At 46.4% G+C, this 22,254-nt stretch carries 17 protein-coding genes; 2 read left to right on the forward strand and 15 right to left on the reverse strand.

Annotated features, from left to right (window positions below; genetic code table 11):
* Positions 1–1,262: 1,262 nt before the first annotated feature.
* The 12 genes from KO537_RS06685 to hisG form a co-directional block, all read right to left on the reverse strand.
* Entirely contained in the window at positions 1,263–1,598 is a 336-nt protein-coding gene (locus KO537_RS06685) for a YdbL family protein (protein ID WP_219234092.1), read from the reverse strand.
* A gap of 24 nt (positions 1,599–1,622) precedes the next feature.
* A complete protein-coding gene (locus KO537_RS06690; RefSeq protein WP_028759774.1) occupies positions 1,623–1,841 on the reverse strand; it encodes a YnbE family lipoprotein in 219 nt (72 codons plus the stop codon).
* A 13-nt stretch (positions 1,842–1,854) separates the two neighbouring features.
* Complete coding sequence (locus KO537_RS06695; RefSeq protein WP_219234093.1) at positions 1,855–5,277, reverse strand: YdbH domain-containing protein; 3,423 nt, start codon at positions 5,275–5,277, stop codon at positions 1,855–1,857.
* 305 nt (positions 5,278–5,582) lie between these two features.
* On the reverse strand, positions 5,583–6,770 hold the full coding sequence (locus KO537_RS06700; protein ID WP_219234094.1) for an aromatic amino acid transport family protein: 1,188 nt from the start codon (positions 6,768–6,770) through the stop codon (positions 5,583–5,585).
* Between the two features lie 517 nt (positions 6,771–7,287).
* Complete coding sequence (gene hisIE / locus KO537_RS06705) at positions 7,288–7,929, reverse strand: bifunctional phosphoribosyl-AMP cyclohydrolase/phosphoribosyl-ATP diphosphatase HisIE (RefSeq protein ID WP_219234095.1); 642 nt, start codon at positions 7,927–7,929, stop codon at positions 7,288–7,290.
* 134 nt (positions 7,930–8,063) lie between these two features.
* On the reverse strand, positions 8,064–8,837 hold the full coding sequence (gene hisF, locus KO537_RS06710; RefSeq protein WP_006081894.1) for an imidazole glycerol phosphate synthase subunit HisF: 774 nt from the start codon (positions 8,835–8,837) through the stop codon (positions 8,064–8,066).
* Positions 8,819–9,556, reverse strand: a complete 738-nt coding sequence (gene hisA, locus KO537_RS06715; protein WP_219234096.1) for a 1-(5-phosphoribosyl)-5-[(5-phosphoribosylamino)methylideneamino]imidazole-4-carboxamide isomerase — start codon at positions 9,554–9,556, stop codon at positions 8,819–8,821. Before hisA ends, hisF begins: the two co-directional genes overlap by 19 nt.
* A gap of 70 nt (positions 9,557–9,626) precedes the next feature.
* The gene (gene hisH / locus KO537_RS06720; RefSeq protein ID WP_219234097.1) at positions 9,627–10,436 is read right to left on the reverse strand and encodes an imidazole glycerol phosphate synthase subunit HisH; all 810 of its coding nucleotides are present in this window, start codon (positions 10,434–10,436) and stop codon (positions 9,627–9,629) included.
* Between the two features lie 31 nt (positions 10,437–10,467).
* Entirely contained in the window at positions 10,468–11,559 is a 1,092-nt protein-coding gene (hisB, locus tag KO537_RS06725; protein WP_028759780.1) for a bifunctional histidinol-phosphatase/imidazoleglycerol-phosphate dehydratase HisB, read from the reverse strand.
* 114 nt (positions 11,560–11,673) lie between these two features.
* Positions 11,674–12,849, reverse strand: a complete 1,176-nt coding sequence (gene hisC, locus KO537_RS06730; RefSeq protein WP_219234182.1) for a histidinol-phosphate transaminase — start codon at positions 12,847–12,849, stop codon at positions 11,674–11,676.
* Positions 12,850–12,877: 28 nt separating this feature from the next.
* Entirely contained in the window at positions 12,878–14,200 is a 1,323-nt protein-coding gene (gene hisD, locus KO537_RS06735; protein WP_173244601.1) for a histidinol dehydrogenase, read from the reverse strand.
* A 3-nt stretch (positions 14,201–14,203) separates the two neighbouring features.
* A complete protein-coding gene (gene hisG / locus KO537_RS06740; RefSeq protein WP_006086295.1) occupies positions 14,204–15,103 on the reverse strand; it encodes an ATP phosphoribosyltransferase in 900 nt (299 codons plus the stop codon).
* Between the two features lie 575 nt (positions 15,104–15,678).
* Here hisG and KO537_RS06745 point away from each other — a divergent pair.
* Positions 15,679–15,858 carry a hypothetical protein gene (locus KO537_RS06745; RefSeq protein WP_173244604.1) on the forward strand — a complete coding sequence of 60 codons (180 nt, stop codon included), beginning with the start codon at positions 15,679–15,681 and terminating at the stop codon, positions 15,856–15,858.
* Between the two features lie 222 nt (positions 15,859–16,080).
* Here KO537_RS06745 and KO537_RS06750 read toward each other — a convergent pair whose 3' ends face one another.
* Complete coding sequence (locus tag KO537_RS06750) at positions 16,081–16,581, reverse strand: GNAT family N-acetyltransferase (RefSeq protein WP_158683085.1); 501 nt, start codon at positions 16,579–16,581, stop codon at positions 16,081–16,083.
* 432 nt (positions 16,582–17,013) lie between these two features.
* Between KO537_RS06750 and KO537_RS06755 the strand changes: the two genes are divergently transcribed.
* Entirely contained in the window at positions 17,014–19,023 is a 2,010-nt protein-coding gene (locus KO537_RS06755) for an ATP-dependent DNA helicase (RefSeq protein ID WP_173244607.1), read from the forward strand.
* 237 nt (positions 19,024–19,260) lie between these two features.
* Here the strand turns inward: KO537_RS06755 and KO537_RS06760 are convergent, their stop codons facing one another.
* The gene (locus tag KO537_RS06760) at positions 19,261–19,551 is read right to left on the reverse strand and encodes a cytochrome c3 family protein (protein ID WP_028759787.1); all 291 of its coding nucleotides are present in this window, start codon (positions 19,549–19,551) and stop codon (positions 19,261–19,263) included.
* A gap of 535 nt (positions 19,552–20,086) precedes the next feature.
* Positions 20,087–22,075, reverse strand: a complete 1,989-nt coding sequence (locus KO537_RS06765; protein WP_219234098.1) for a TonB-dependent receptor — start codon at positions 22,073–22,075, stop codon at positions 20,087–20,089.
* Positions 22,076–22,254 lie beyond the last annotated feature (179 nt).

Consider the following 22,254-nt stretch of genomic DNA (forward strand, 5'->3'; position numbering starts at 1 on the left):
GGCATGATTACCCCATATCAGCAGATAATTTGCTTTGTGCTGCGAAGAAACTAACTGAACTCTCATTAACTCATGGTTGTTGGGGTTATGAATTATGAGGGGATCCTACAGTGCTCGACCGCCCCGTCCATGGGTCGGACGGTCGTCTCGTCAAACACCACGGCGCACCTTTTTGGCATTTGCGTAGCCTGCAGGTTCAGAAGATTAGAGACTACGTTTAACGGTTTTACTTTGATTTTTTAGCGTTGTCTGTGCAGCGCTAAAAGCAAAAAATCTGTGGGTGTTCGGTCTTTTCGATGTATGATGTATATAGCATTTATTATCAATAACTTATTTTTTGACGGCTTGAGATAATAGGTTTGGAAAACGCGCATGCGCGTTTTTCCTGATGATATATCTAAACAAAAGCTGATAAGTTCCTTTTATTACAGTTAGTTAACCATGCGCGTTTTTACTGGTCTAATGAGGTAAACGCGCATGCGCACTATACAAAGTTAGGCTCTAGGTTCACGATATTTGAGTCTCATACAGAAACACTGAGTGCAGTAAAGGAGCACTTTAAATATGGTGGAGGACTTTACTGGAACCCAAAAATTCAGACCAGTGTAATCCTAGAAGTGACGGAAGCCTAACCAAGCTATGTCATTGACGTCAAAAAGTTACGTTCGCTTCACTTACTCCACTTTTTGCCGCAATTGATAGCGGCGTTATAAGCCAAATTGAATATGATAGATATATTGTTGTTTATTGTAGGAATCATAATCTACCTAGCCACGATTACATTTTTGGTTAAATTGCATAAATCTATGAATTTGCGCTTTGGATGGCCTAAACCACGCGGCATCGGCAACATTCTTATTTGCTACTTTATTTCTGCATTGTTCATCGTCACTGTTATCCCTATTGGAATATTTTTCCCGTTATGGCTAAACTCTGTCTTTCAAGCTATCCCTGACACCGAAAATACCAGAGTTTTTCTTTTGCTATCAGGGTGTATTGTTTTAGGTTATGTCATGTGGGCAAATTACAGGCATGAAAAATTGTTGTATTAATGTGGGATGCTTCTTACTAGAAATAGGAAGGCGGGTGACTGGGGAAGCAATGAAAATTAATATTAATTATTTTGTCGTCAGTTAGCTTTTAGTTAAGTAAATCATCTATCCAGTTATCGACAAATCCACCCATAAAAACGCCTGCTACTGCAGGCGTTTTGTTTATATTTATTCGTTTTGCTTTTACGCGCTAGAGCCTTAGAAAGCGGACTACTTTTTAATCCATTTGCCTTTGGCATCTTGCACATAGTTGCCTTTATCTGTGGCGGCTATGGCTTTTTCGCCTGCGAGTTTAGCAACATCAGCGGGGGAGAGTTTGTTCTTCTTGGCGATGGTTTCGTAGTGGGCGCGGCGTTTGTTATTTACGTCGTCCATCACGGCTTTGGCTTCGGGATTGGCTTGCACTAATCCTAAGTAGCCGTTGGCTTGTTCGCCTAAATAGCCCTGTGATTTAGCTTCTTGAAGTGACATGGCAAAGGCGCTTAGGCTTAAGATGCTGAGGGTTAATAGCAATAATAACTTTGTTTTTAGTCGGATTGATTTCATGGTGATTCCTCAATTCTTATTTAATTAGAACAGCTTATCGTCTGACAGGAGTTGGTCTAATTCCTTATCCACTTTGATCCGTATCTCATGTTCAATTTTCACATTGAGATTGATAACGATAGGTTTATCCGGCGGTTCTATTTTGACTGTGGGCGTACAGCCCTGCAATGAGGCTAGGGCTACCAATGCGATAAGTGCGCTTCGGGTACCTATGCTAATTTGCTGTAATTGAATTATCTTCACTGAGGTTTCCTTGTTACTTCACTGATTTTTCGATTCTGTCCTGCAAGTCATTACCAATTTGCAGACTTCTAAATAATTGCAGCATGTTCTCTTCGTGGGAGTAATTCAAGTGGATAGGGCGTTCAATCCCTTCACCGCGGCCTTTTACTTCGACGAGTAGTTTAGCATCACCAGCTTGGTCCATATCAAAACTGCTTGATAATTGGCTGTATTGTAAGTGTTCTAACGTTGAAAAGACAAAGTCTAGATACGGTTGGGATTGGCGCATCTGCTCAACGGCGGGGTTGCCTGAGATAGCGATGAGGCCGCCGGGTGCGCGCGCGGCTAATTGCCCGCCAGTGATCGACACTTTGCCGTTGATTAAATCGACGGGCAACACGCCATCGAATATGCCGTCGGCATAGATGCCAATTTGTGGTTGAATGCGCAGGACCTCTTCCAGACTCATGGCCTGCAGCAGCAGATAGGCATGGGATTTATCCTGCAATTTAAGATTAAATTCTGGCAGCAGAAACTGGCCGCTGAGCACTTTGCCTTTGGCGGTCATGGAAACATCGGTGTCACTTAAGCCTGTGAGTTGTTGTATCCAATTGTCGGGCAATTTCTCGGCATCTTTGCCAAGGACGATATCGGCTTCCACTTCAATATCAGTCAGTGGGAAGCCAGGATCAAATAAGTTAAAGGTCATCAGCGTCTGCGGGCAATTGAGCTTACTGAGGCTGCTAAAATAGCCTTTATCCTGCGGCTTGTTATGAGACTCTTTTTTATAAGATTGCCCCCAAGTGAACTCACATTGCGCTTGCAGTTTTCCCCCCTCAAAAATGATGTCTTTATAAAAGCCTTCAAGTTCTGTCATCGATTGAGTTATTTGCATGGCAAATTGGGTCTGATTGCGCCTTTGCGTTAGGTTAAACTGCGCCTGTAATTGGTTATTACCTGTGACATTAAGCTCAGATGGTAAGGGTTGGGTTTGATTGAGCAAGGCCAGCGCCTCGGTCATGCTAGTGTTGACTACCCATTGGCCCGTTAACACTAAGGGATTGTTCGAGGTGGCAAGGTTCAACTTGTGTTGGCTTTGCAGCTCAACTGTGCCCACTTGCCAATGCTCATCACCAAAGAGCGTGTTATTTTTCCAATCTAAGCTTTGTGCCAGCGTTAACTTGTCCAGCTTAAGTACGGTTTCTTTGCGGCTGCGGCCTTTGCTGCTGAGCTGTTTTTCGATATTTAGCTGACTGGCTTGCCATGCGAGTTGATTATGCCAAGTGGTAGCGAGCAGCGAGTCGAACAGCGCTTCGATATCGGGTTTAAGTTCGAATGACATGGCTTTTTGTAATGCAATCGAGAAACTGCCCGCATTCATATCGGTTTTCGTTATGATGCTAGTGCTCGCATTTTTATCCGCATTAGCCTCAGTGACTACATCATCTGTCACTAAAGTCTGTTTGGTCTGCGAAAAATACAGTTGCTCCAGTGCTAAGGTTAAAGGCGGTATGGCAAGGGTTAACCTGTTTGCGGTATCAGATGTGGGCACTGAGCTTTGCGCTGGACTGGCTTTTTGAATACCAGAACTCTGAGTATGAGTGCTTTGCTGCGAGCTTATGTTCAGCGGCGCGAGGGCATTTATCGCGATACTACCAAGGCTAAACTCTGCATGTTTAGCCGCATTTTTATTTTGCATGCTAATACGCTTAAGCTCACCCACGGCGAACTGTAGCGTGTTGCCAGTATTTTGTTTTGTTGATTGAGTCAGTTCAGTCGATTTGGTAGCGGCAGTGATAAATTGCCAATCGGTTGAACTTGGCGTCTGAACTAAGTTAAATGTGCCTGCTGTCGTTAACTGACTATTATTCCAGCTATAGTCCTGCGGCGGATTTGCCCACAATTCAGATAATTGCATTGAGCCTGTTTGCCTCGTACTAAGGCGCCAATCTGTTTTGAAGGACAGTGCTTCGGTTGATTTTGTGATTTCAACATTGGCCAAATCGACTTGGGTATCTAGCTTACTGCCTAAGGTTTTAAGCTTCACTTGAGGAAGTTTAATCGAAAGGGGATTAGCCAAGTGCACATCTTGCGGAATTTGAGTCAGCGGATAGTGCAGGGCTTCAGGCAATGTCAGTGCGATCCCTACTGGTGCATCTGTACTTTTGAGCCCCGATAGCAGCTTAGCGATTTGACTCGCTAGCGGATCAGGCACTTGCTCAGCTATCGGTTGAGATACTGGTTCAGATACTGATTGAGATGAAGGTTTAGCTAGTGATGCATTGAGCAGCTGCATCAATCGCTGTTGCTGGGCGGTATTGGGGCTCACAGCTAAGCTAAAGGGCTCTAGTTTTAGGTCAAGTTCGGCTAAATGCCCTGCAATCTTAAATGCGAGCTCAGGTTTTGGCGCAAGCTCGGGTTTAGGTGCAAGTTGCAGCGCTGCCAACTGATTAAAGGTCAGCTTTGGCTCGATTAACTGATGTTCACTGATAAGCTCGCCTGAGGTTAATGTGATACTGCTGTTGGATACCAATTGGCCTTGTAAATCAATTGCTAACGCTTGCCACTCTTTATCAAGCTCAGTTAACGGACTCAGTACACTGTCTTGCGCTTGCCTCAGGCTGATTTGATGTAAGCTTGCAAGCAGCGGCGCGAGCTGGATTTGACTCATGAGTTGCCATTTGTTGGTTTCGAGTGTGGCTTTAAGTGTGGCTATGCTTTCGCCTGCGTGACTAAACTCGCTGTTGATTTCCCCCGCACCGTTGAGGCTCAACTTGTCCATCACCAAACGATAGGCGGGTAAATCATTTTGGGTGTTGAGATGCTGGGCTTTGAGAATAAGACTGGTTTTTCCGATATCGATGAGTGGTAATGATTTGATATCTAAGACCAATGCGGGGCCTTGTTCATCGATGGCATTTCGATTGGGTAAAAACAGTGATTGCCCTAACTCGACTTCAATATTACCTGTGGATATTTGGGTGATTTTTTGAGTGAGGTAAGAGGCTTGGCTGAACTGTTTCAGTTCGGCAAAACTCTGTGGCCAGTCAAGTTTTAGCTGAATATTCAAATCATTAAGCTTGATATGGCTATCATGCACCCTCAGATTGGCAGAGGTAATTCGCCAATGTTCTAACTGACTTTGCCCTAATTCAATGTCAATCAGTTCGCTGTCCATACCTGTGAGGGCAAAATTTGCCGCCCGTATGATGAGTTGTTCAGCCTGGGTATTCACAATCCAAACAGTTAACGCCACGCCCGCCAAGATGCCCGTTAAGCTGGTCGCCAATAAGGTTTTTTTTAGGGGGAATTTACGGCGATTTTGCGCAGCAACATGAGTATCCGTTCCAAAATCTAAAGCACCACTGCGAGGGCCTGCAGATATCTCCGTTGCCTCGTGCTGAAGTGCCTTGCTATCAGAGGCATTGCCACGGCTTGGCTTGTTGTGGATTGGCATTGGGTTTGATATTTATCCTTTATTGAAAGAGCCCTGATCAAACTCGTGCTTTAGCAGTGCAAAAATACACGAATGTGTATATTTCATTGGCACTTTTAATTTGTTCGGTTACTTCGGAGCTTTTATATCGCGCACGAGCACCTGAGGCAGTTTAACACTCACGGGCTTAGCTGACTAATGTGAAAGGATCATTGAATAGACAAGCGCCTGCTGTCAATAGTTGAGGTTTTACAGGCTCTTGTACTTCATCTTTTATTCGAGCTAGCGAACTTTTGGTTAACTCACTCTTGGTGAGTGAATTGCGGCTAGCTAAATATCTGGGCGGCGATCACCACAATTCCGCAAAGTGTGGCGAGCATTAAGGCTAACTTTCCGCCCGCAACGCGGTAACCCATCGGCATATTGGCAGCGTCTCGCATCTGGCGTTGTGTCCACACCATGGTCACAGGTAAAAAGATGGCGAGGATCACCAGCGCAATCGCCGCGTAGCCTAGGGCGGCGATAAAACCTTGAGGGTAGAAGAGGGCAAAACCTAAGGGCGGTAAAAAGGTGATAGCCGCGGTTAAGCTTCGACCTGTTGCATTATCTTCTTGCCTTAAGCTTGAGGCCATAAAATCGAACAAACCTAAACTCACCCCTAAAAACGAGGTCGCAAGGGCGAGATCGGCAAATAGACTTATAGCGCTACTTAAGTATTCACTGTGCAGTACGCTCGCCAGTTGATTGATAAAGCTTGATAAACTCTGGTTTTCGAGCAATTGACTTTGGCTTAATACGCCTTGACTGCCCAGTTGCCACAAAAGGTAAATAACTAATGGCAAAGCCGAGCCAAACAACATGATCCTTCGCAGGGCTTTGACTTCAACGCCCAAGTAGCGCACCACTGATGGAATCGAACCGTGAAAACCAAAGGAGGTAAAAATCACCGGAATAGCCGTGATAATTAGGCCTTGGTTGAGCGGGAGTTCGAGCAAATGTGGGCTTTCAACCTGCGGCAGTAACAAGGCCAACATAAGCAATAATGCCAATAGCTTAAGGGCAAATAAACCGCGATTGATGAGATCCACACAGTGGGTTCCCATGCCCACAATGGCGCCAACCAGCAGGGTGAATAGGATTGCACCCGCCTGCGGTGGCAAATTTAGTCCTAGCCAAGTGCTCAGCTTTTGGTTCACTTGCTCACCGCCACCAGCAATGTAGGCGGCGCAGAGGGCGTACAGTAAAAACATCAAGGCGCTATTGGCGATCAACTGGCCCTTACGACCCAATAAGCGCTGCGCTAAGTGATTAAGACTGGCATCGCTGGGGGCGAATTGGTGGATTTCCACCATTAGCAGTGCCGTGTAGGCCATCAGCGCCCATAGGATGAGCATAATGGTGGAGGAGGTGCCAAAACCGAGTCCAGCCGATGCGATAGGCAAAGCCAACATGCCCGCGCCGATTGTGGTGCCGGCGATAAGCAGTAAACTGCCGAAAATTTTATTCTGTGTCATAACATGATCTCAAAAGCGTGTCGCAAGAAAAAGAGATAAAGACTTGATCCTAAAGCAACTGTCTTAAAGGATTTTGATGCGATTCAAGCACAAAATGATTTAAGCAAATGAGACAGTGGCGCTCAGCGGATCCGAAAGGATATGGCCACAATGGAAGGTCAGGCGAGGTGCCTATCTATGCCATTGCGGCTACAGATAGGGATAATAAAAGGGTGTGAAACACATAAAACTTGCCTTAGCGTGTGTTGAGTAAAAACGGATAAGTGTTTTGATGCTTTGCCTTAATAACCTAACGGCAACGGAGGTTACCATAGGGAACTGAACTGTACTTGTCAACCATTACAACAGTATTTTGATTATTTTTTGTCACAGGATTAAGGGGCAAGATATTCATTGCTCACACTGCGACAATGGCACTTGAGGGAATCGCGCGATAAAAAATGCCGCCGACTTGATTTAAGCGGGCGGCATTTTTAGCGGTAAAATCGATAGTAAGACATCAGGAACAGTAAGCAGATTATGCTTTGCTCTCTAGCGCCTTTTCATGTCTTGCCAGCAAATTTGCTGTGATGTCACTGAGGCTTAAGTTTTGATCTTCAAGCAATACCAGCAAGTGATAGATAAGATCTGAGGCTTCGTTAACCAGCTCTTCCTTATCGTGGGTCGCGGCGGCAAGGGCGGTTTCAAGGCCTTCTTCGCCAACCTTTTGGGCGATACGTTTTGTGCCGCGCGCAAACAAAGACGCCGTGTAACTGGAATCGGCATTTTGCCCTTTACGTGAGGTGATTAAGCTCGCGAGGTTGTTCAAGAAAGGGTGCGCATTGTCATCTAACCAGCAACTTTCGGTGCCTTTGTGGCAGGTTGGGCCGTTGGGGATCACTTGCACTAATAGGCTGTCGTTATCGCAGTCCTTATCGATAGCGACCAACCTTAGCGTATTCCCCGAGGTTTCACCTTTAGTCCACAAGCGCTGTTTTGAGCGGCTGAAAAAGGTGACATCACCTGTGCTCAAGGTTTTTTCCAGCGCGGCCTTATCCATATAACCGAGCATTAATACCTTGCCCGATAAGTGATTTTGGATAACGGCAGGAATAAGCCCATCCTGTTTGTCCCAATCCAGCTCGCTAAAATCCGATTTAGTGTGTGTTTGCGTTGACATAGTGTTCACTCTTAATTTGTTGATGCTTTTTAGCGACGTATTGTGGTTGCTAGCTCTTACTCATGCTCTTACTGTAGCGGTAGGCGCCATTAGCTCGCTATAAACGATTGACCGCGAGCGGCTAATTGCAATAGCTAGCGCCTAATCGCAATGCCTTCGGCCGCTAAATAGGCTTTTAACTCACCAATGTTGATAATCGCCTTGTGGAATACGCTCGCTGCCAGCGCCGCATCGACCTTGGCTTCAATAAACACATCACGGAAATGCGCCATAGTTCCTGCACCGCCCGAGGCAATTAACGGCACGTCGCAGATGGCGCGAACAAGACTTAACTGCTTGATATCATAGCCGCCGCGCACGCCGTCTTGGTTCATCACATTGAGCACGATTTCACCACAACCTCGTTTCTGTACTTCTTCAACCCAGTCTTGGGTGAACCACTGCGTATCCTTAGTTGCCGCTTCATCGCCGGTAAATTGCTTTACCTTATAGCTGTTGCTGGTGGCATCGAAAAAGGAGTCGATACCAATCACGATACATTGGCGGCCGAACTCGTCCTGCAGGCGCGAGATCAGACTCGGATCAGTTAAGGCGGGCGAGTTAATCGAAATCTTATCCGCCCCAAAGGCTAATAATTCACGGGCTTGGCTAATGGTTTTAATACCCCCTGCCACGCAGAAGGGAATATCAATCTGCTCGGCCACGCGGCTCACCCAAGATTTATCGACCACACGTTCATGGGCGCTGGCGGTAATGTCATAAAACACCAGCTCATCGGCGCCTTCTTCGGCATAACGCGCGGCTAAGGGCACGATATCGCCGACAATTTCGTGATTACGAAACTGCACGCCTTTCACTACTTTGCCATCTTTCACATCTAAACAGGGGACTAGTCGTTTGGCCAGCATTGGATTGCCTCCGCCACGTTAAACTGATTGATAAGCAAGGCTTTACCGATAATGATGCCCGCAGCACCGCTGTCTCGCACGGCGCTCACATCATCAAGAGTTGCAATACCGCCGGAGGCTTGCCAAGCGATGTTGGGGAAGCTTGCTGCAATTTCTTGATAAAGCGCGGTATTGGCGCCCGTTAAGGTGCCATCACGGCTAATGTCAGTCACTAGCGCATGCTTTAAGCCGACAGTGCTAAAGGTTTCTACAAGGGATTCTAAACTCTTACCGCCGCCACTTTGCCAACCGGATACGGCGACCATTTTCTCGCCGCTCTGGTTGATATTGACATCGAGTGCGAGGCAAATCGCTTCGCTGCCGTACTTGATAAACCATTGTTTAACTAACTCAGGTTCTTTCACCGCAAGTGAGCCAATTACCACACGTTTTACACCGATAGCTAATAATTCAGTGACTTGTTCTTCAGTACGAATACCGCCGCCCACTTGAATATTGGCGTTTAGTCCTGCCACTAATTCACTGATAAGGCGAGTTTGGCGTTTAGCGGGATCCTTCGCGCCGGTTAAATCAACGATATGCAACCAGTTAGCGCCTTGTGCCTCGTAGGATTGCAGCTGCGCCAAAGGACTTAAATCAAAGGTGGTCTGCTGGTCGTAATCGCCCTGATAGAGGCGGACGACATTGCCATCAATTAAATCAATCGCAGGAATAATCATAAGCTCATATCCTTGATTGATTTGTTTATAAGTAATTTATTAATAAATACTTTTTTAATGAGTAATTTATTCATTGGTCAGCCTTCTTTACACCAGATTGGCCATCAGCAGAGTTGCTTTGCAGCGCTTTGTTCATCAGCGCTTTGTTCATCAGCGCTTCGTTCATCTGTAACTCGTCCATCAGTAAAAAGTTACGCAGAATTTGCGCACCCACGGCGGCACTTTTTTCGGGGTGGAACTGCACGCCCATAAAGTTGCCTTTGCCGATGGCGGCGCTAAAGTCTTCACCATAGGAACATTGGGCTAAGGTAAATTCACTCAACGGCGCGCGGTAACTGTGGACGAAATACACATAACTGCCATCTTCAATGCCCGTAAACAGCGGGTGAACGTTAGGGATTTTGGCTCCTTGTGAGTTTGTCGTAAGCTTAAGTTGGTTCCAGCCCATGTGCGGTAAAGGTAGGCTTTCAGCTTTGAGCAACTGCGTATCCAGCTCGCAAATGTCGGTCGGGATTATGCCTAAGCACTCGCAATCTTGACCTTTTCCGCCGCGCTCCTTAGAAATTGCCGCCAACATTTGCATGCCAAGGCACACGCCCAGCACAGGTTGAGTCAGGCCTTGAATGAGTTCGACCAAGCCTTTTTCATGTAAGGACGCCATGGCGGCTCCCGCCGTACCCACACCCGGCAGCACCACACGTTTTGCTGCTTTGATTTTGGCTTTATCGTCTGTGACCAACACCTTAGCGCCTAAACGCTCGAAGGCGAAACGTACTGAGTTTAAATTGGCACAGCCCGTGTCTATGATGACGGTTTCAGCATCTGGTGATGCATTTGCTGTTAATTGCGGGCTAGCTGTTAATAGAGTGTCTTGTTGCATCCTAACCTCTTAAACGATTTATGCTGATGCCTTAAAGCACGCCTTTGCTCGATGGCAGAATATCGCCTTCAACTTTAATTGCTTGACGTAGCGCGCGGCCGAGTACTTTAAACAGGGCTTCAACCTTGTGGTGATCGTTATCGCCTTCGGTCGACACATGCAGCGTACAGCGCAGGCCATCGGCAAAGGAGCGGAAGAAGTGCGGTACCATTTCAGTGGCCATTTCGCCGACGTGCTCACGCTCAAAATCGGCCGAGAATTTGATAAAAGGGCGGCCAGAGATATCCAGCAGACATTCACCCTTGGCTTCGTCCATCGGCAGACTAAAGCCGAAACGGGCAATACCGCGTTTGTCGCCGAGCGCTTGGCGCAGGGCATCACCTATGGCCAGCGCAGTGTCTTCGACGCTGTGGTGATCGTCGATTTCCAGATCGCCATCGACTTTCACATCCATTCTAAAATTACCGTGGGTAGCAATTTGATCGAGCATGTGGTCGAAAAAGCCAATGCCAGTGTCGATTTTGCCTTTAACAGGGCTGTCGAGATCCACTGTCACGCGTATATCGGTTTCTTTGGTGGTACGCACGACCGTGGCGGTGCGGCCTTTATTCAGCAGTGAATCGGCGATGGCGTTCCAGCCCAACGTTTCGCGTTGATATTTCAGGCTTTTAATGCCCATGGCATTGCCGAGTTCCACATCGGTCTCGCGATCGCCAATCACCGCCGATTGGGTGAAATCGATGCAGCCTTGGGTGAGATAGTCTTTTACTAGCCCAAGCTTAGGTTTACGGCAGCTGCAATTTTCATCATTAAAGTGCGGGCAAATCACCACATCTTCAAAGTTAACCCCTTGGCTTTTGAGGATTTGCATCATCATATTGTGGGGCGCGTCGAAATCTTCCTGCGGGAAAGACGGTGTGCCAAGGCCGTCTTGATTGCTGACCATGACTAAACGAAACCCAGCCTTTTGCAGACGTAGCAAAGCGGGGATCACCTGTGGCTCGAACACTAATTTCGCTAGACTATCGACCTGTTTGTCGGTGATGGGCTCTTCAATCAAGGTGCCATCGCGGTCGATAAACAGAATTTTTTGTGCAACGTTCGGGATAAATTGTGGGTTCATGGCTCTACCTTCAAATTCAATTCGTTTAGCTAATGCTTAACCTGATTTAACTTTCAGCGCCGCATTCGCTTTTTATTAGTTTTTTATGATCAGAGATTTATTATCAGTGACTTATTATTCGTTTTCTGATGACTGCTCAGTGCGTTGCGATTCAAATAAATTCACTAACACATCGGTATCCGCCTTTGAACTAAAGCTAAAGCGGATAGCTTTGGCAAGCCTTGGGTCTTTGTAAGCGCGGGCGACAACACCGCTGCCTTGCAGTAACGCAGCGACCTTGGCGACATCATCAAATTCAGCCAGTACATAATTGCCGTTAGGCTTAAGCACGCGGGCGCGGGACTCTGAACTATTCGATTTTGAACAATATGCGCTGATCGCCACTGTGAGTCTGGCACCTTGTTCATTCAATTGTGCGACTTGCACTTTCATCCTTGCAACGCCTGCGCTCGATAGCGCCTGGGTGGCGACTTCACTCACGGGCAGCGGCACTGGATAGGGGGCAATCACGCGCATAATGATTTCGACCACTGCCTCGTTTGCCAGCATAAAACCACAGCGTGCGCCGGCGAGAGCAAAGGCTTTTGACAGGGTGCGCAGTACCACCAGATTCGGATAGCTTTCCAGCAAATCCGCCACACTGTATTCGGGGCAAAACTCAATATAGGCCTCATCGATCACCACAAGCGCATCGGGCAGGGCTTTGATTGCTTGCTCGATAATGGCTTTGTCGATCACAGTCCCGGTTGGATTATTGGGATTGCAGATAAACACCAGTTTTGCGCCGCGAACGTCCTCGGCATAGCTTGTCGGTAAGCCATATTCTGCACTGAGATTTAACGCTTTAACGCCCACATTAAAGGTGTTCGCGCTGATGGCATACATGCCGTACGTCGGGCCAAAGCAGGCAATGCTGTCGACGCCTGGTATACAAAAGGCGCGAATTAACAGTTCAATCGCTTCATCGGCGCCGCGGCTGGCAACTATCTTGCTGGCGCTTACGCCGCTGTATTCGCTGTAGGCACTGATAAGTTGCGGCGGTTGGCATTCTGGGTAACGATTCAATTTTGATAAATCGAGCGCTGCCGTATCGACATTATTGAACGGCGATTCGTTGGCATTGATCCAAATATCACCACGGCCGCCCAGTCTGCGGGCACTCTGGTAGGGCGTTAAATCCAGTAATTCAGGGCGCGCTAGGCGCTCAGCTAACGTTAGCGGCGCCGGTGCTAACGTCGATGCTAATGCTACGGGTTCTGCTGTCTTTTCCATGCTGCTCACTTGGCTCATTTTCTTCACTCACATCTCATTAAGCGGATCATTTCTCTAGGCTAGCTAAACGTACTGCGACGGCATTTTTGTGCGCATCGAGCAATTCGTTACTGGCTAACGTCATGACCGCTTGCCCCAATCCGATTAAGCCCTTAGCACTGAGTTCCTGCACGGTAAAGCGGCGGCTAAAGTCGGCTAATGACAGGCTCGACACGGCGCGGCTGTAACCGTAAGTCGGCAGCACGTGGTTGGTGCCACTGGCATAATCGCCAACAGATTCAGGTGTATAAGCGCCTAAAAATATCGACCCCGCGGCGCGAATATTTTTCAATACCTCACGGGGAAAGCGCGTTTGGATGATCAAGTGCTCAGGCCCATATTGATTAGAAACCTGCGCGGCTTGCTGCATATCGTCAACAACAAAAGTGCGACTGCTGAGGAGCGCCGTTGCCGCGATATCACAACGCGGCAGTGCAGCGAGCTGTCTTGTCAGTGCGTCATTCACGCCATCGGCGATAGCTTGCGAATCCGTTACTAAAATCACTTGTGAATCAGGGCCGTGCTCAGCTTGTGAAAGCAAATCGGCGGCGATAAATTCGCAATTGGCGTCGCTATCGGCAATCACCAACACCTCAGAAGGACCAGCCGGCATATCGATACACACAGTGCAGCGGCCATCCTGTGACACTAAGCGTTTAGCTTCAGTCACGTAGCGATTACCTGGGCCAAAAATCTTATCGACCGTGGGAATCGTTTCTGTGCCAAAGGCCAGTGCCGCAATGGCCTGCGCGCCACCCACTTGATAAATTTCAGTGATCCCGCAGGCATTGGCGGCATAGATAATGGCATCGTTGATCGGCGGTGGGCTGACCAATACTCTTTGTTCGCAGCCGGCGATCTTGGCGGGCAGGGCGAGCATCATCACGGTAGAAATTAATGGCGCGCTGCCACCGGGGATATATAAACCCACTTTTTCAATCGGTTCGCTACGTAGCTCGCAGCGTACTCCCGCCTCGGTTTCCATATCAATCGGACGAAATTGCTGGGCGCTGTGAAACACATCTATATTCGCCATGGCTTTGGCGATCGCCGCTTTCAGCTCTGGTGATACCCGTGCGCTTGCTGCAGCAATCTCGGCTTCACCCATGCGCAGCTCGCCACTTCCTTGTCCATTTAATTTTTTGGTCGCGCTATTGAAGCCATCAAACTTTTGATTAAATTCGGCAATGGCGGCATCACCCCGCGTTGCCACTGCATCGATAATGGCGCGAACGCTTTGCTCTAAGCCGCTGTCACCAATTAAAGGCGAGCGTTTCAGCGCCGTTTTTTGCTCGGCGGTTGATAAGGTTGACCAAGTTAGGATTTCCATACATTACCCCATCATTTTTTCGATTGGCATCACCAGAATCGAGCTGGCACCGAGTGCGGTCAGCTGTTCCATAGTATCCCAGAACAAATCTTCGGTACTGACGGCGTGGATAGCAACGCGGTTAGTATCATCATTTAATGGCAATACGGTTGGGTTTTCCGCGCCGGGCAGCAGGGCGACGATTTGATCTAAGGTCTCGGTTGGCGCGTGCAGCAGGATATATTTGCTCTCACGGGCGCGGATAACGCCATTGACGCGGGACAGAATTTTGTCGATGAGTGCTTGTTTAGTCGGTGTTTGGGTTTGGGTCGATTGAATGATGCAGGCCATAGAGCGGTAAATCACTTCAGTTTCGTATAAACCGTTGGCCTCTAAGGTGGCGCCCGTTGACACGAGATCACAAATCCCATCGGCAAGGCCGGCACGCGGGGCGACTTCAACCGAGCCTTTTAACATACAGTCGCGATAAGTTATGCCTTTTTGTTGCATAAAACGGCGCAGAAGGTTCGGATAAGAAGTGGCGATGCGTAATCCTTCTAACGAGGAGGCATCGGCGTAACTGAATTCTGTTGGTACGGCTAACGAAAGGCGACATGATCCGAAATCTAACTGACGCAGTTTGAGACAATCTGCGGGTTTGTTCAGAGTTTGACGCTCGATTTGTTCTTCTTCGAGCACGTTTTCACCTATGATCCCCATATCGACTACGCCGTCCATCACTAGACCTGGGATATCGTCATCACGAACGCGCAGTAAATCGATAGGCATATTGTCAGCATGAGCGATAAGGCGTTGTTCATTAATGGAAAATTTAACACCACAGCTTTTTAGTAGCTGCTGAGAATCAGTAGAAAGACGGCCAGATTTTTGGATGGCGATGCGTAAACGGTTCGATTCAGTCATAGTGTTATCTCGCTCAAAAGTATCAAAATTAAAAGATTCAAAAGTGTGTGTTTAATCGGTTTAATACGCCTTGCCATTCAATGGGCTCTAGCTAAGGTCTTTAGTTAAGTGCTCTTTGCTAACGTATTGATAATTTATTAAATATCTAAAGTTGCTTATTTAAATTAAAACCCAAATTAACGCCTAAATGCAAAAACCCCCGGAATTCCTTCCAGGGGTTTATGATCATCTTGAATCAGTCCGCCAGAAGGATATAGTCCTCCGGCAGTGAGCGTCCGAAGGCTACCGCATATGGTGGTGATGGTGGTGGATAGCGTTCAGTAGTTGGCTCATTTTACTTTCTCGGTATTTAACTTTATTGACTTAACTGCTCGAAATACAGTGAAGCGCTGAATTCGTTGTTACGGACGTCTATCCGTATAAGTGGATTTAAACTAACCGCTTTTATGAGCCTTTGCAACAGTCAATTTGAATTAAATGAGAATATTTATGCGTTTTTGTGAAAGGTAGAGGGTTATCGTTAAATAAAGTTATTGAGCATTTTTGTTGGGGGGATGTTGAAAGTGGATGGAAATGTGTTGGAAGTCGTGCAGGGGAACTGTAACTTGAGTTGTGAGCATTTGCTGATATTCATTAATACAGGCTTGCCATGGTGTTCACTCACCGACTCGCAGCCAGTCCGTCCTTGGATGCTCGACCGCCCCGTCCATGGGGCGGACGGTCGTCTCGCTAATCACCATGGCCTACCTTTTTAGCATTAGCATAAACTATAGGTTTTAAGGAGACACGCAGCACGCTTTTGGACAAAAGCGCGGAAGATCTATTACTCACAATCGTCTAGTTCACATTACGATAAGTAAGTATGGCGAAGGTCAAAAAACGTAGACATTGCTGAGGTCAATTCTAACTAGATGGCCAAATTAACCGTACCACTACAAACAATGGGTGGCTTAGAAAAACTTGAATAACATCGATTGTTAGATGTGTTCATTTATGATGAATGTATAAAACGGCGTAGTTTCATCCTCGATTAACTCACGTACTGAATTAAGCTGTAATCGTTTTGATACCGCTTTAAAAAAGCGCAAAGCCAGTTCATTTTCTTTGAACGTAGCGACCAGTATTGGTGTGCTAATCTGCTCAAATATTTGACGGACTACTTCGAGCGCAATCCAACCACCGCGATATTTAGGAAGAATAAAGAGGTCAGCCAGTTCCCAGATAAGCCTTTTTTCATCTTCAACCCATTCTAGTAGAACAAAGCCTATCAATACTTCATTTACCCAAATGAGGTAGGCTTTTGCCTCTTGTGAGTTAACATAGGATTCAAGATCTGAGGCTGTAGAGCCATCATATAACCCATCAATGCCTATATCTTCTTTACTCCAAGATGTTGAATCAAAATAATAAAGTTGGAGCAGACGTTGTAGCGTTGTGGTGTCACTTGTTTTTAAATTGATAAGACTAACGTTTGACATCATTCATCCTGATTACCTGCGTCTTAGTATTGATGCTTGGGCACTGAAACATCCTGTTATCGAGCGTATATAATGGTATAGAGTTTTGCTTTGCTGAGGTAGCTTATTTATTTCAAATGGTTAGTGGCAGGCTGAAATCGACAGAAGTTTGCGAACCGTTACAGCTAGCGCACATGCTTTGGCGGATGCTAGCAAATACCGACGTTTAAATTGGCGTTAATTACGCGGCTAACTTGTAGTCTTATCTCAAATCAGCATAATGCTTCGAGCTGTTAAGCTTAACGCTATTGTTTACGGCAGTGGCATGCGGTACTAACCATTGTTTGTGCTTATAAAGTTTCACTATGCATTCGCTCAGTAATTTATTGTGTGGACTTGCAGTACTGTTTTCACTGACGTTCCTAACACCTTGATAAAGGATTGATTCTCCCTTTGACTCGCTCCCGCCAACCGACATCAAAGCATGTTTCCTCTAAAGAAACTGTCGCTAAGCCTTCTGCTTTAAAAGGCGCCGCTGCGGTGAGTCGACTCGCGTCCGAAGTGCAACGCGCATTTTTGCCCGATGGAGTATTGTCTAAACATATTCAAGGATTTAGTGCGCGAACAAGCCAGATGCAGATGGCACAGGAAGTGAGTGAGGCGATAGCGGCGAAGGGGAATGTAGTAATTGAGGCGGGTACGGGGGTAGGTAAAACCTTTGCGTATTTGATCCCCGCGATATTGAGCGGTAAGCAAGTCATCGTCAGTACGGGCAGTAAAAACTTGCAAGAGCAGTTGTTTTTTAAAGACTTACCCGCGCTGGTCGCCATGTTGGGGATTGAGCCTAAACTGGCTCTACTAAAGGGCCGCAATAATTATCTGTGCCAGTGGCGACTCGATAAGCAAATGAGCGAGGCGACACATATCGATGCGCGTTTGTTGGATGATTTGTTGAAAATCAATCAGTGGGCGAGCACCTGTAAAGATGGTGATATTGGCGGTTTAACCTCAGTGCCTGAGAATTCTTCGGCGCTGCCACTTGTGGTCAGCACTAAGGAAAGCTGTATTGGTAAGCGCTGCGATTTTTACGATGCCTGCTTTACCCGCAAGGCGCGCAGCCGTGCTCTGGATGCTAAAATCATTGTGGTTAACCACCATTTATTTTTCGCCGATAGCGTACTGAAAGACACGGGCTTTGCCGAGTTATTACCCGATCCTGATATGGTGATTTTCGATGAAGCGCATTTATTACCCGATATTTGCGTTAACTATTTTGGCCAGCAATGTTCGAGTCGTACTATCGATGATTTCATTCAAAAGCTACTCGCTATTTATCAGACTGAACTCAGTGATACTGGGCAACTCGCCCAATTTTGCCAGCGTTGCCTCGCTAAATTAAGTGATTGGCATAATCAGTTATATTCCTGCGGCGAATCCGATTGGCGTTTAGTGCTGGGCAATAAAGCGCTCGCAGGGGCGTCATGGGATTTATTAGCGGAATTAACTGCGCTGCAGAATTTATTAATGGCCCATATTGGCCGCAGTGAATTGTTAGATGATATCGCCATTAAGTTGGCTGAGCTGAATAACAAGCTCAGTGTGTTTTTTAACTGCGATAATAATCTGGCGGCCTACAGCATCGAATTTGGCAGTCGCTTTGTGGTGCTACGAATTTCACCAATCAATATTGCCCGTGAGTGCCAACAGTTATTTGTGCCCGAAACCAGCTGGATATTTACCTCGGCAACTTTGCAGGTTAACCGCAGTCTTGTTCATTTTGCCCGAGAAATGGGTATCGTCGATGCGCAGCAAAGCATTCTCGACAGTCCCTTCGATTATCCCCGCCAAGCGGTATTTTGTGTGCCTAGACAACTTGGGAACGTGACCAATCAACAGCAAGCGTTAAAGCAGCTGGTGGATGTGTGCGTGCAAGCGATAGATGCGGCGCAGGGACGGACTTTTATTTTATTTACCAGCCATAAAATGCTCGAACAAGCGGCGCTGGCATTGCGAACTCGCACTCAGTATCCGCTGCTGGTACAAGGCCAAGCGGGTAAACAGAGTCTGCTGACTAAGTTTCGCCAACTCGGCAATGCGGTATTGCTCGGCACCAGTAGTTTTTGGGAAGGGGTGGATGTGCGCGGCAAATTGTTAAGCTGCGTGATTATCGACAAATTACCTTTTGTGTCGCCCGATGAGCCCCTGTATCGCGCCCGAGCCGACAATGTGAGTCGTCAGGGACTCGATCCTTTTACTGAAGTGTCGTTACCGCAGGCGATTATTGCGCTGAAACAAGGTGTTGGGCGTCTCATTCGCGATGAAAAAGATCGCGGTGTGCTGATCCTTTGCGATAATCGCATTGTGAATCGCTACTATGGCCAAGCTTTTTTAAACTCGCTGCCGCCGATGGCACGCACCCGTGACCTAGAAAAGGCATTGGCGTTCTTGAGAACAATCCCCTGAGATTCGTCTATGGTTTACCTAGCATACTTAAATTTGTCCTATTTGCCGGATATGGGATTCTGAGCTAAGTATTGAGCCGTTACACATATTGTAAGGATATAAAAACGGAGGTAAAAATTGCCACCTGTGAGCAATAGATGGCAAACACCCTTGGAGGTTGGGTCAAGTGGCATCCTGCCTAATGGTTCCATTCAAAATAAATAATTCTTCGGCCTTTGGTTTTAGATTTTTAGTGAATTAATGGCATTCTTTGCAAGCATCTGCTGGTGCTTTTTCTTGATGAGCGATATGGCAATTGGTGCATGTTAAAACGCCATCATGTTTAGTATGAGCTTCACCTGCGAGAGTTTTCATTTCTCCATGGCATGATACACATTGCTGATTTTCAAAAACATAATCCGCTGAAGGTTTTTTATCTTTATGGCAGGATTCACAGTCAGATCTTTCAGAATGACTGTCGGCAAGTGATACCGCCATTAAATTAGTTGAAAAGCACAGTGCGCACATTAGCATCATCTTTTTAAGCATGTTATTTTCCTTTTTTATTGTTGGTTAAATCATCATTCTGAAGCGAGTAAATCATATATCTAGCTATGAAATATATAACTTGAAGTTGGAACTGTATTTTTCTCGTTGTTTTATTAGTGATATAAACGGAAAGATAATATCGCTTTTGCTTGGTGCGTAAGTTTAATAATCGATAATTTTACACCTCAAGCTTTAGCAGTCTTGCGTGTGTATAATAGTTTTTTAATATGACAAAACCTTGATCGTTATCAAAGGTTAACGGGTGAGTTATTTTTTAGCGTTAAAGTATGATCAAGGTTATATTGCGGAATGTAAAAGACTAATGATTTAAATCTGGATTGTGTAATTTATATTTTTGATGTTTATTTAAAAATTCTATATTTTAGAAAATATATTTATTTTACTTTTTCTAGCCGAATGTGTGACATTTATTTTGGTCTTAAAACAATAGGCGAAGCCAAAACGGGCTTCGCCTATGATGTTTAATGTTGAGTAGCAGAGCTATAATTACACATTAATTTCTGGCTTGTAGAGCTTAGAAACTTGCAGTTACCCCAGCATAAATACTGCGACTCTTTTGAATATAATCAAGGTCGGTGGCAACTTGGTCACGTTCAGAATCCGTTAGGTTAGTCACGCCAAGCTTCAGTTTAAACATAGGATTAATTTGATAATTCGCACCTATATCGAGCGAGCCATAACCCTCTGATTTGACATTGGCTCGCAAATACTGCTCGCCAGTATAATGGTAGGCGATAAAGGTGGATAAACCATCGAATGCCTGCCATTGCAGTTTTAGGTTATAGCTGTCGTCCGGTGTTAAGGTAAAAGGCGCGCCATTTTGCTTATCTTCGGCATTGGTTTTACTGTAATTACCGTTTAGGCTGAGATCTTGAGTTAAATTGTACCAAGCTTGTAATTCCCAACCAGTGATCTTGGCTTCGTTAACGTTTTGGTAAGTTAATACTGTACCAGGGACTCTATTCCAAGTTTCGGTGATAATTTTATTTTCTACATCGTTATGGAAGTAGGTGACCGAGCCACCAAAATCCGTGGTTTGATATTGGGTCGATAACTCATAGTTCACTGAGGTTTCGGGTTGAAGATCAGGATTTCCCGCAACGGTACAGGCGCCACGACAAGCGGGGATAATATAATCGGCTTGGGATTGCGCCATATTTGGCGCTTTAAAGGCTTTGCCGCCACCACCTTTAATGACCCATTCAGAGCTTAAGTTATACACTAAATACAAGCGTGGGCTAAATTCGGTGCCGTACACATCGTGGTGATCGACGCGCCCACCTAAGGTGATATTGAGTTCGCCTAAGCTAAATTCATCTTGTAGATACAATGCCGATTGGCTGTCGTCTAAGGTGCCATCACCTAAAATATTGCGGCTATTTTCGAGCTGGGTCCAACGGTATTCTGCACCGCTGGTTAACATGTGATCGCCAAGCAGGACAGTGGTTTGACCGTCGAGATTGTGGTTGGTTTGGGTGATATTACCTATCTCGGCGATTAACGCTGAGTCGTCAGTCACCTCAACATTTTCATAGTAATAGCGCAGGCGAGTGTCGCCCCAGTTCCAGTGGCCATTATGGGTCAGACCTGAACTTATCCGCTCCGCTTGTTGGTTATTGGTGAGAATCGTGCCGTAGTTATTCCAATCAGACTCGCGTTCATCGTTGGCGTAACTTAAGTCAAATTGCAGATCTTGCTGGTTATCAATCAGCCATTGTAAATTGGCGAGGGCGCTGATTTCATCTCTGTCTTCTAGCGCATCAATAGTGGGTTTTAAGTCCGAGCGCCATGCATCGCGTTTATTGCTGTCGACGATTAAGTTTGCCAGTAATTTATCTTTGATCAGCGCGCCACTGCTGTAGAAATTGTACTTAGTGCTATCGCCACCCTTGCCACTGGTAGGTGCATCGTATTGCACGCCAACGCTGGTTTGCCAGTCTTCAGTCGGTTGACGCAGTATGACGTTAACCACACCGCCTAAAGCTTCTGAGCCGTATAGGGATGACATAGGCCCACGCACAACTTCGATACGTTCAATGGCAGACATTGGAATAGAGGACAAGTCAAAATCGTTGCCATAACCAGAGGTTAATGCTTCGCGGGAGTTAATGCGGCGGCCATTAATCAAGATTAAAGTGTAATCTGAATCTAAACCTCGCAGGCTGATCTCATTGCGGCCATAGGGCGTGCCTTCGCTGATGTTCACACCCTGTAAATAACGGACTGCGCTAGCAAGATCGTCTATGACTAGCGCTTCAAGTTCACTGCGGTTAATCACGGACACTGAAGCGGGCGCCGAAAGCTCCGAGTGTTTAGTTTGTGTTGCTGTGATCACCATGCGTTCCATTTCTGGCGTGGTATCTTGCGTATTTGCAGCACTAGCCCATGCTGCAGGTAATAACAAACATAAACCAATAGCGCGTGATAGCTGGCTCAACATAGGTGTCTGTGTTGCATGAGATAGATGCGAGGTTTGGCGAGTGCGACGGATAAAGCGGGGCATATCATTCTTCCTTCGGTAATTTTGGCGAATGATAATTATTCTTAATTATAGCTTCAAGCTTGGATGTCTCTCTTTTGTGTAAAGGCAGTGTAAATTTTTAGTGTTTAATAACAGCGTGATAGCCCGTATATTCGACGTGTTGCTCGCTGGCATGGTCATCCTGATTGAGTGTATTGAGC

The sequence above is a fragment of the Shewanella sp. NKUCC01_JLK genome (assembly GCF_019345615.1).
GTDB classification, from domain to species: Bacteria; Pseudomonadota; Gammaproteobacteria; order Enterobacterales; family Shewanellaceae; genus Shewanella; species Shewanella oncorhynchi.

Bases quoted from the DNA above. Each gene is read 5' to 3' on its own strand.
- KO537_RS06685 (WP_219234092.1), bottom strand. From the start codon at position 1,598: ATGAAATCAATCCGACTAAAAACAAAGTTATTATTGCTATTAACCCTC.
- KO537_RS06695 (WP_219234093.1), bottom strand. From the start codon at position 5,277: ATGCCAATCCACAACAAGCCAAGCCGTGGCAATGCCTCTGATAGCAAG.
- KO537_RS06700 (WP_219234094.1), bottom strand. From the start codon at position 6,770: ATGACACAGAATAAAATTTTCGGCAGTTTACTGCTTATCGCCGGCACC.
- hisIE (WP_219234095.1), bottom strand. From the start codon at position 7,929: ATGTCAACGCAAACACACACTAAATCGGATTTTAGCGAGCTGGATTGG.
- hisF (WP_006081894.1), bottom strand. From the start codon at position 8,837: ATGCTGGCCAAACGACTAGTCCCCTGTTTAGATGTGAAAGATGGCAAA.
- hisA (WP_219234096.1), bottom strand. From the start codon at position 9,556: ATGATTATTCCTGCGATTGATTTAATTGATGGCAATGTCGTCCGCCTC.
- hisH (WP_219234097.1), bottom strand. From the start codon at position 10,436: ATGCAACAAGACACTCTATTAACAGCTAGCCCGCAATTAACAGCAAAT.
- hisB (WP_028759780.1), bottom strand. From the start codon at position 11,559: ATGAACCCACAATTTATCCCGAACGTTGCACAAAAAATTCTGTTTATC.
- hisC (WP_219234182.1), bottom strand. From the start codon at position 12,849: ATGAGCCAAGTGAGCAGCATGGAAAAGACAGCAGAACCCGTAGCATTA.
- hisD (WP_173244601.1), bottom strand. From the start codon at position 14,200: ATGGAAATCCTAACTTGGTCAACCTTATCAACCGCCGAGCAAAAAACG.
- hisG (WP_006086295.1), bottom strand. From the start codon at position 15,103: ATGACTGAATCGAACCGTTTACGCATCGCCATCCAAAAATCTGGCCGT.
- KO537_RS06750 (WP_158683085.1), bottom strand. From the start codon at position 16,581: ATGTCAAACGTTAGTCTTATCAATTTAAAAACAAGTGACACCACAACG.
- KO537_RS06760 (WP_028759787.1), bottom strand. From the start codon at position 19,551: ATGCTTAAAAAGATGATGCTAATGTGCGCACTGTGCTTTTCAACTAAT.
- KO537_RS06765 (WP_219234098.1), bottom strand. From the start codon at position 22,075: ATGCCCCGCTTTATCCGTCGCACTCGCCAAACCTCGCATCTATCTCAT.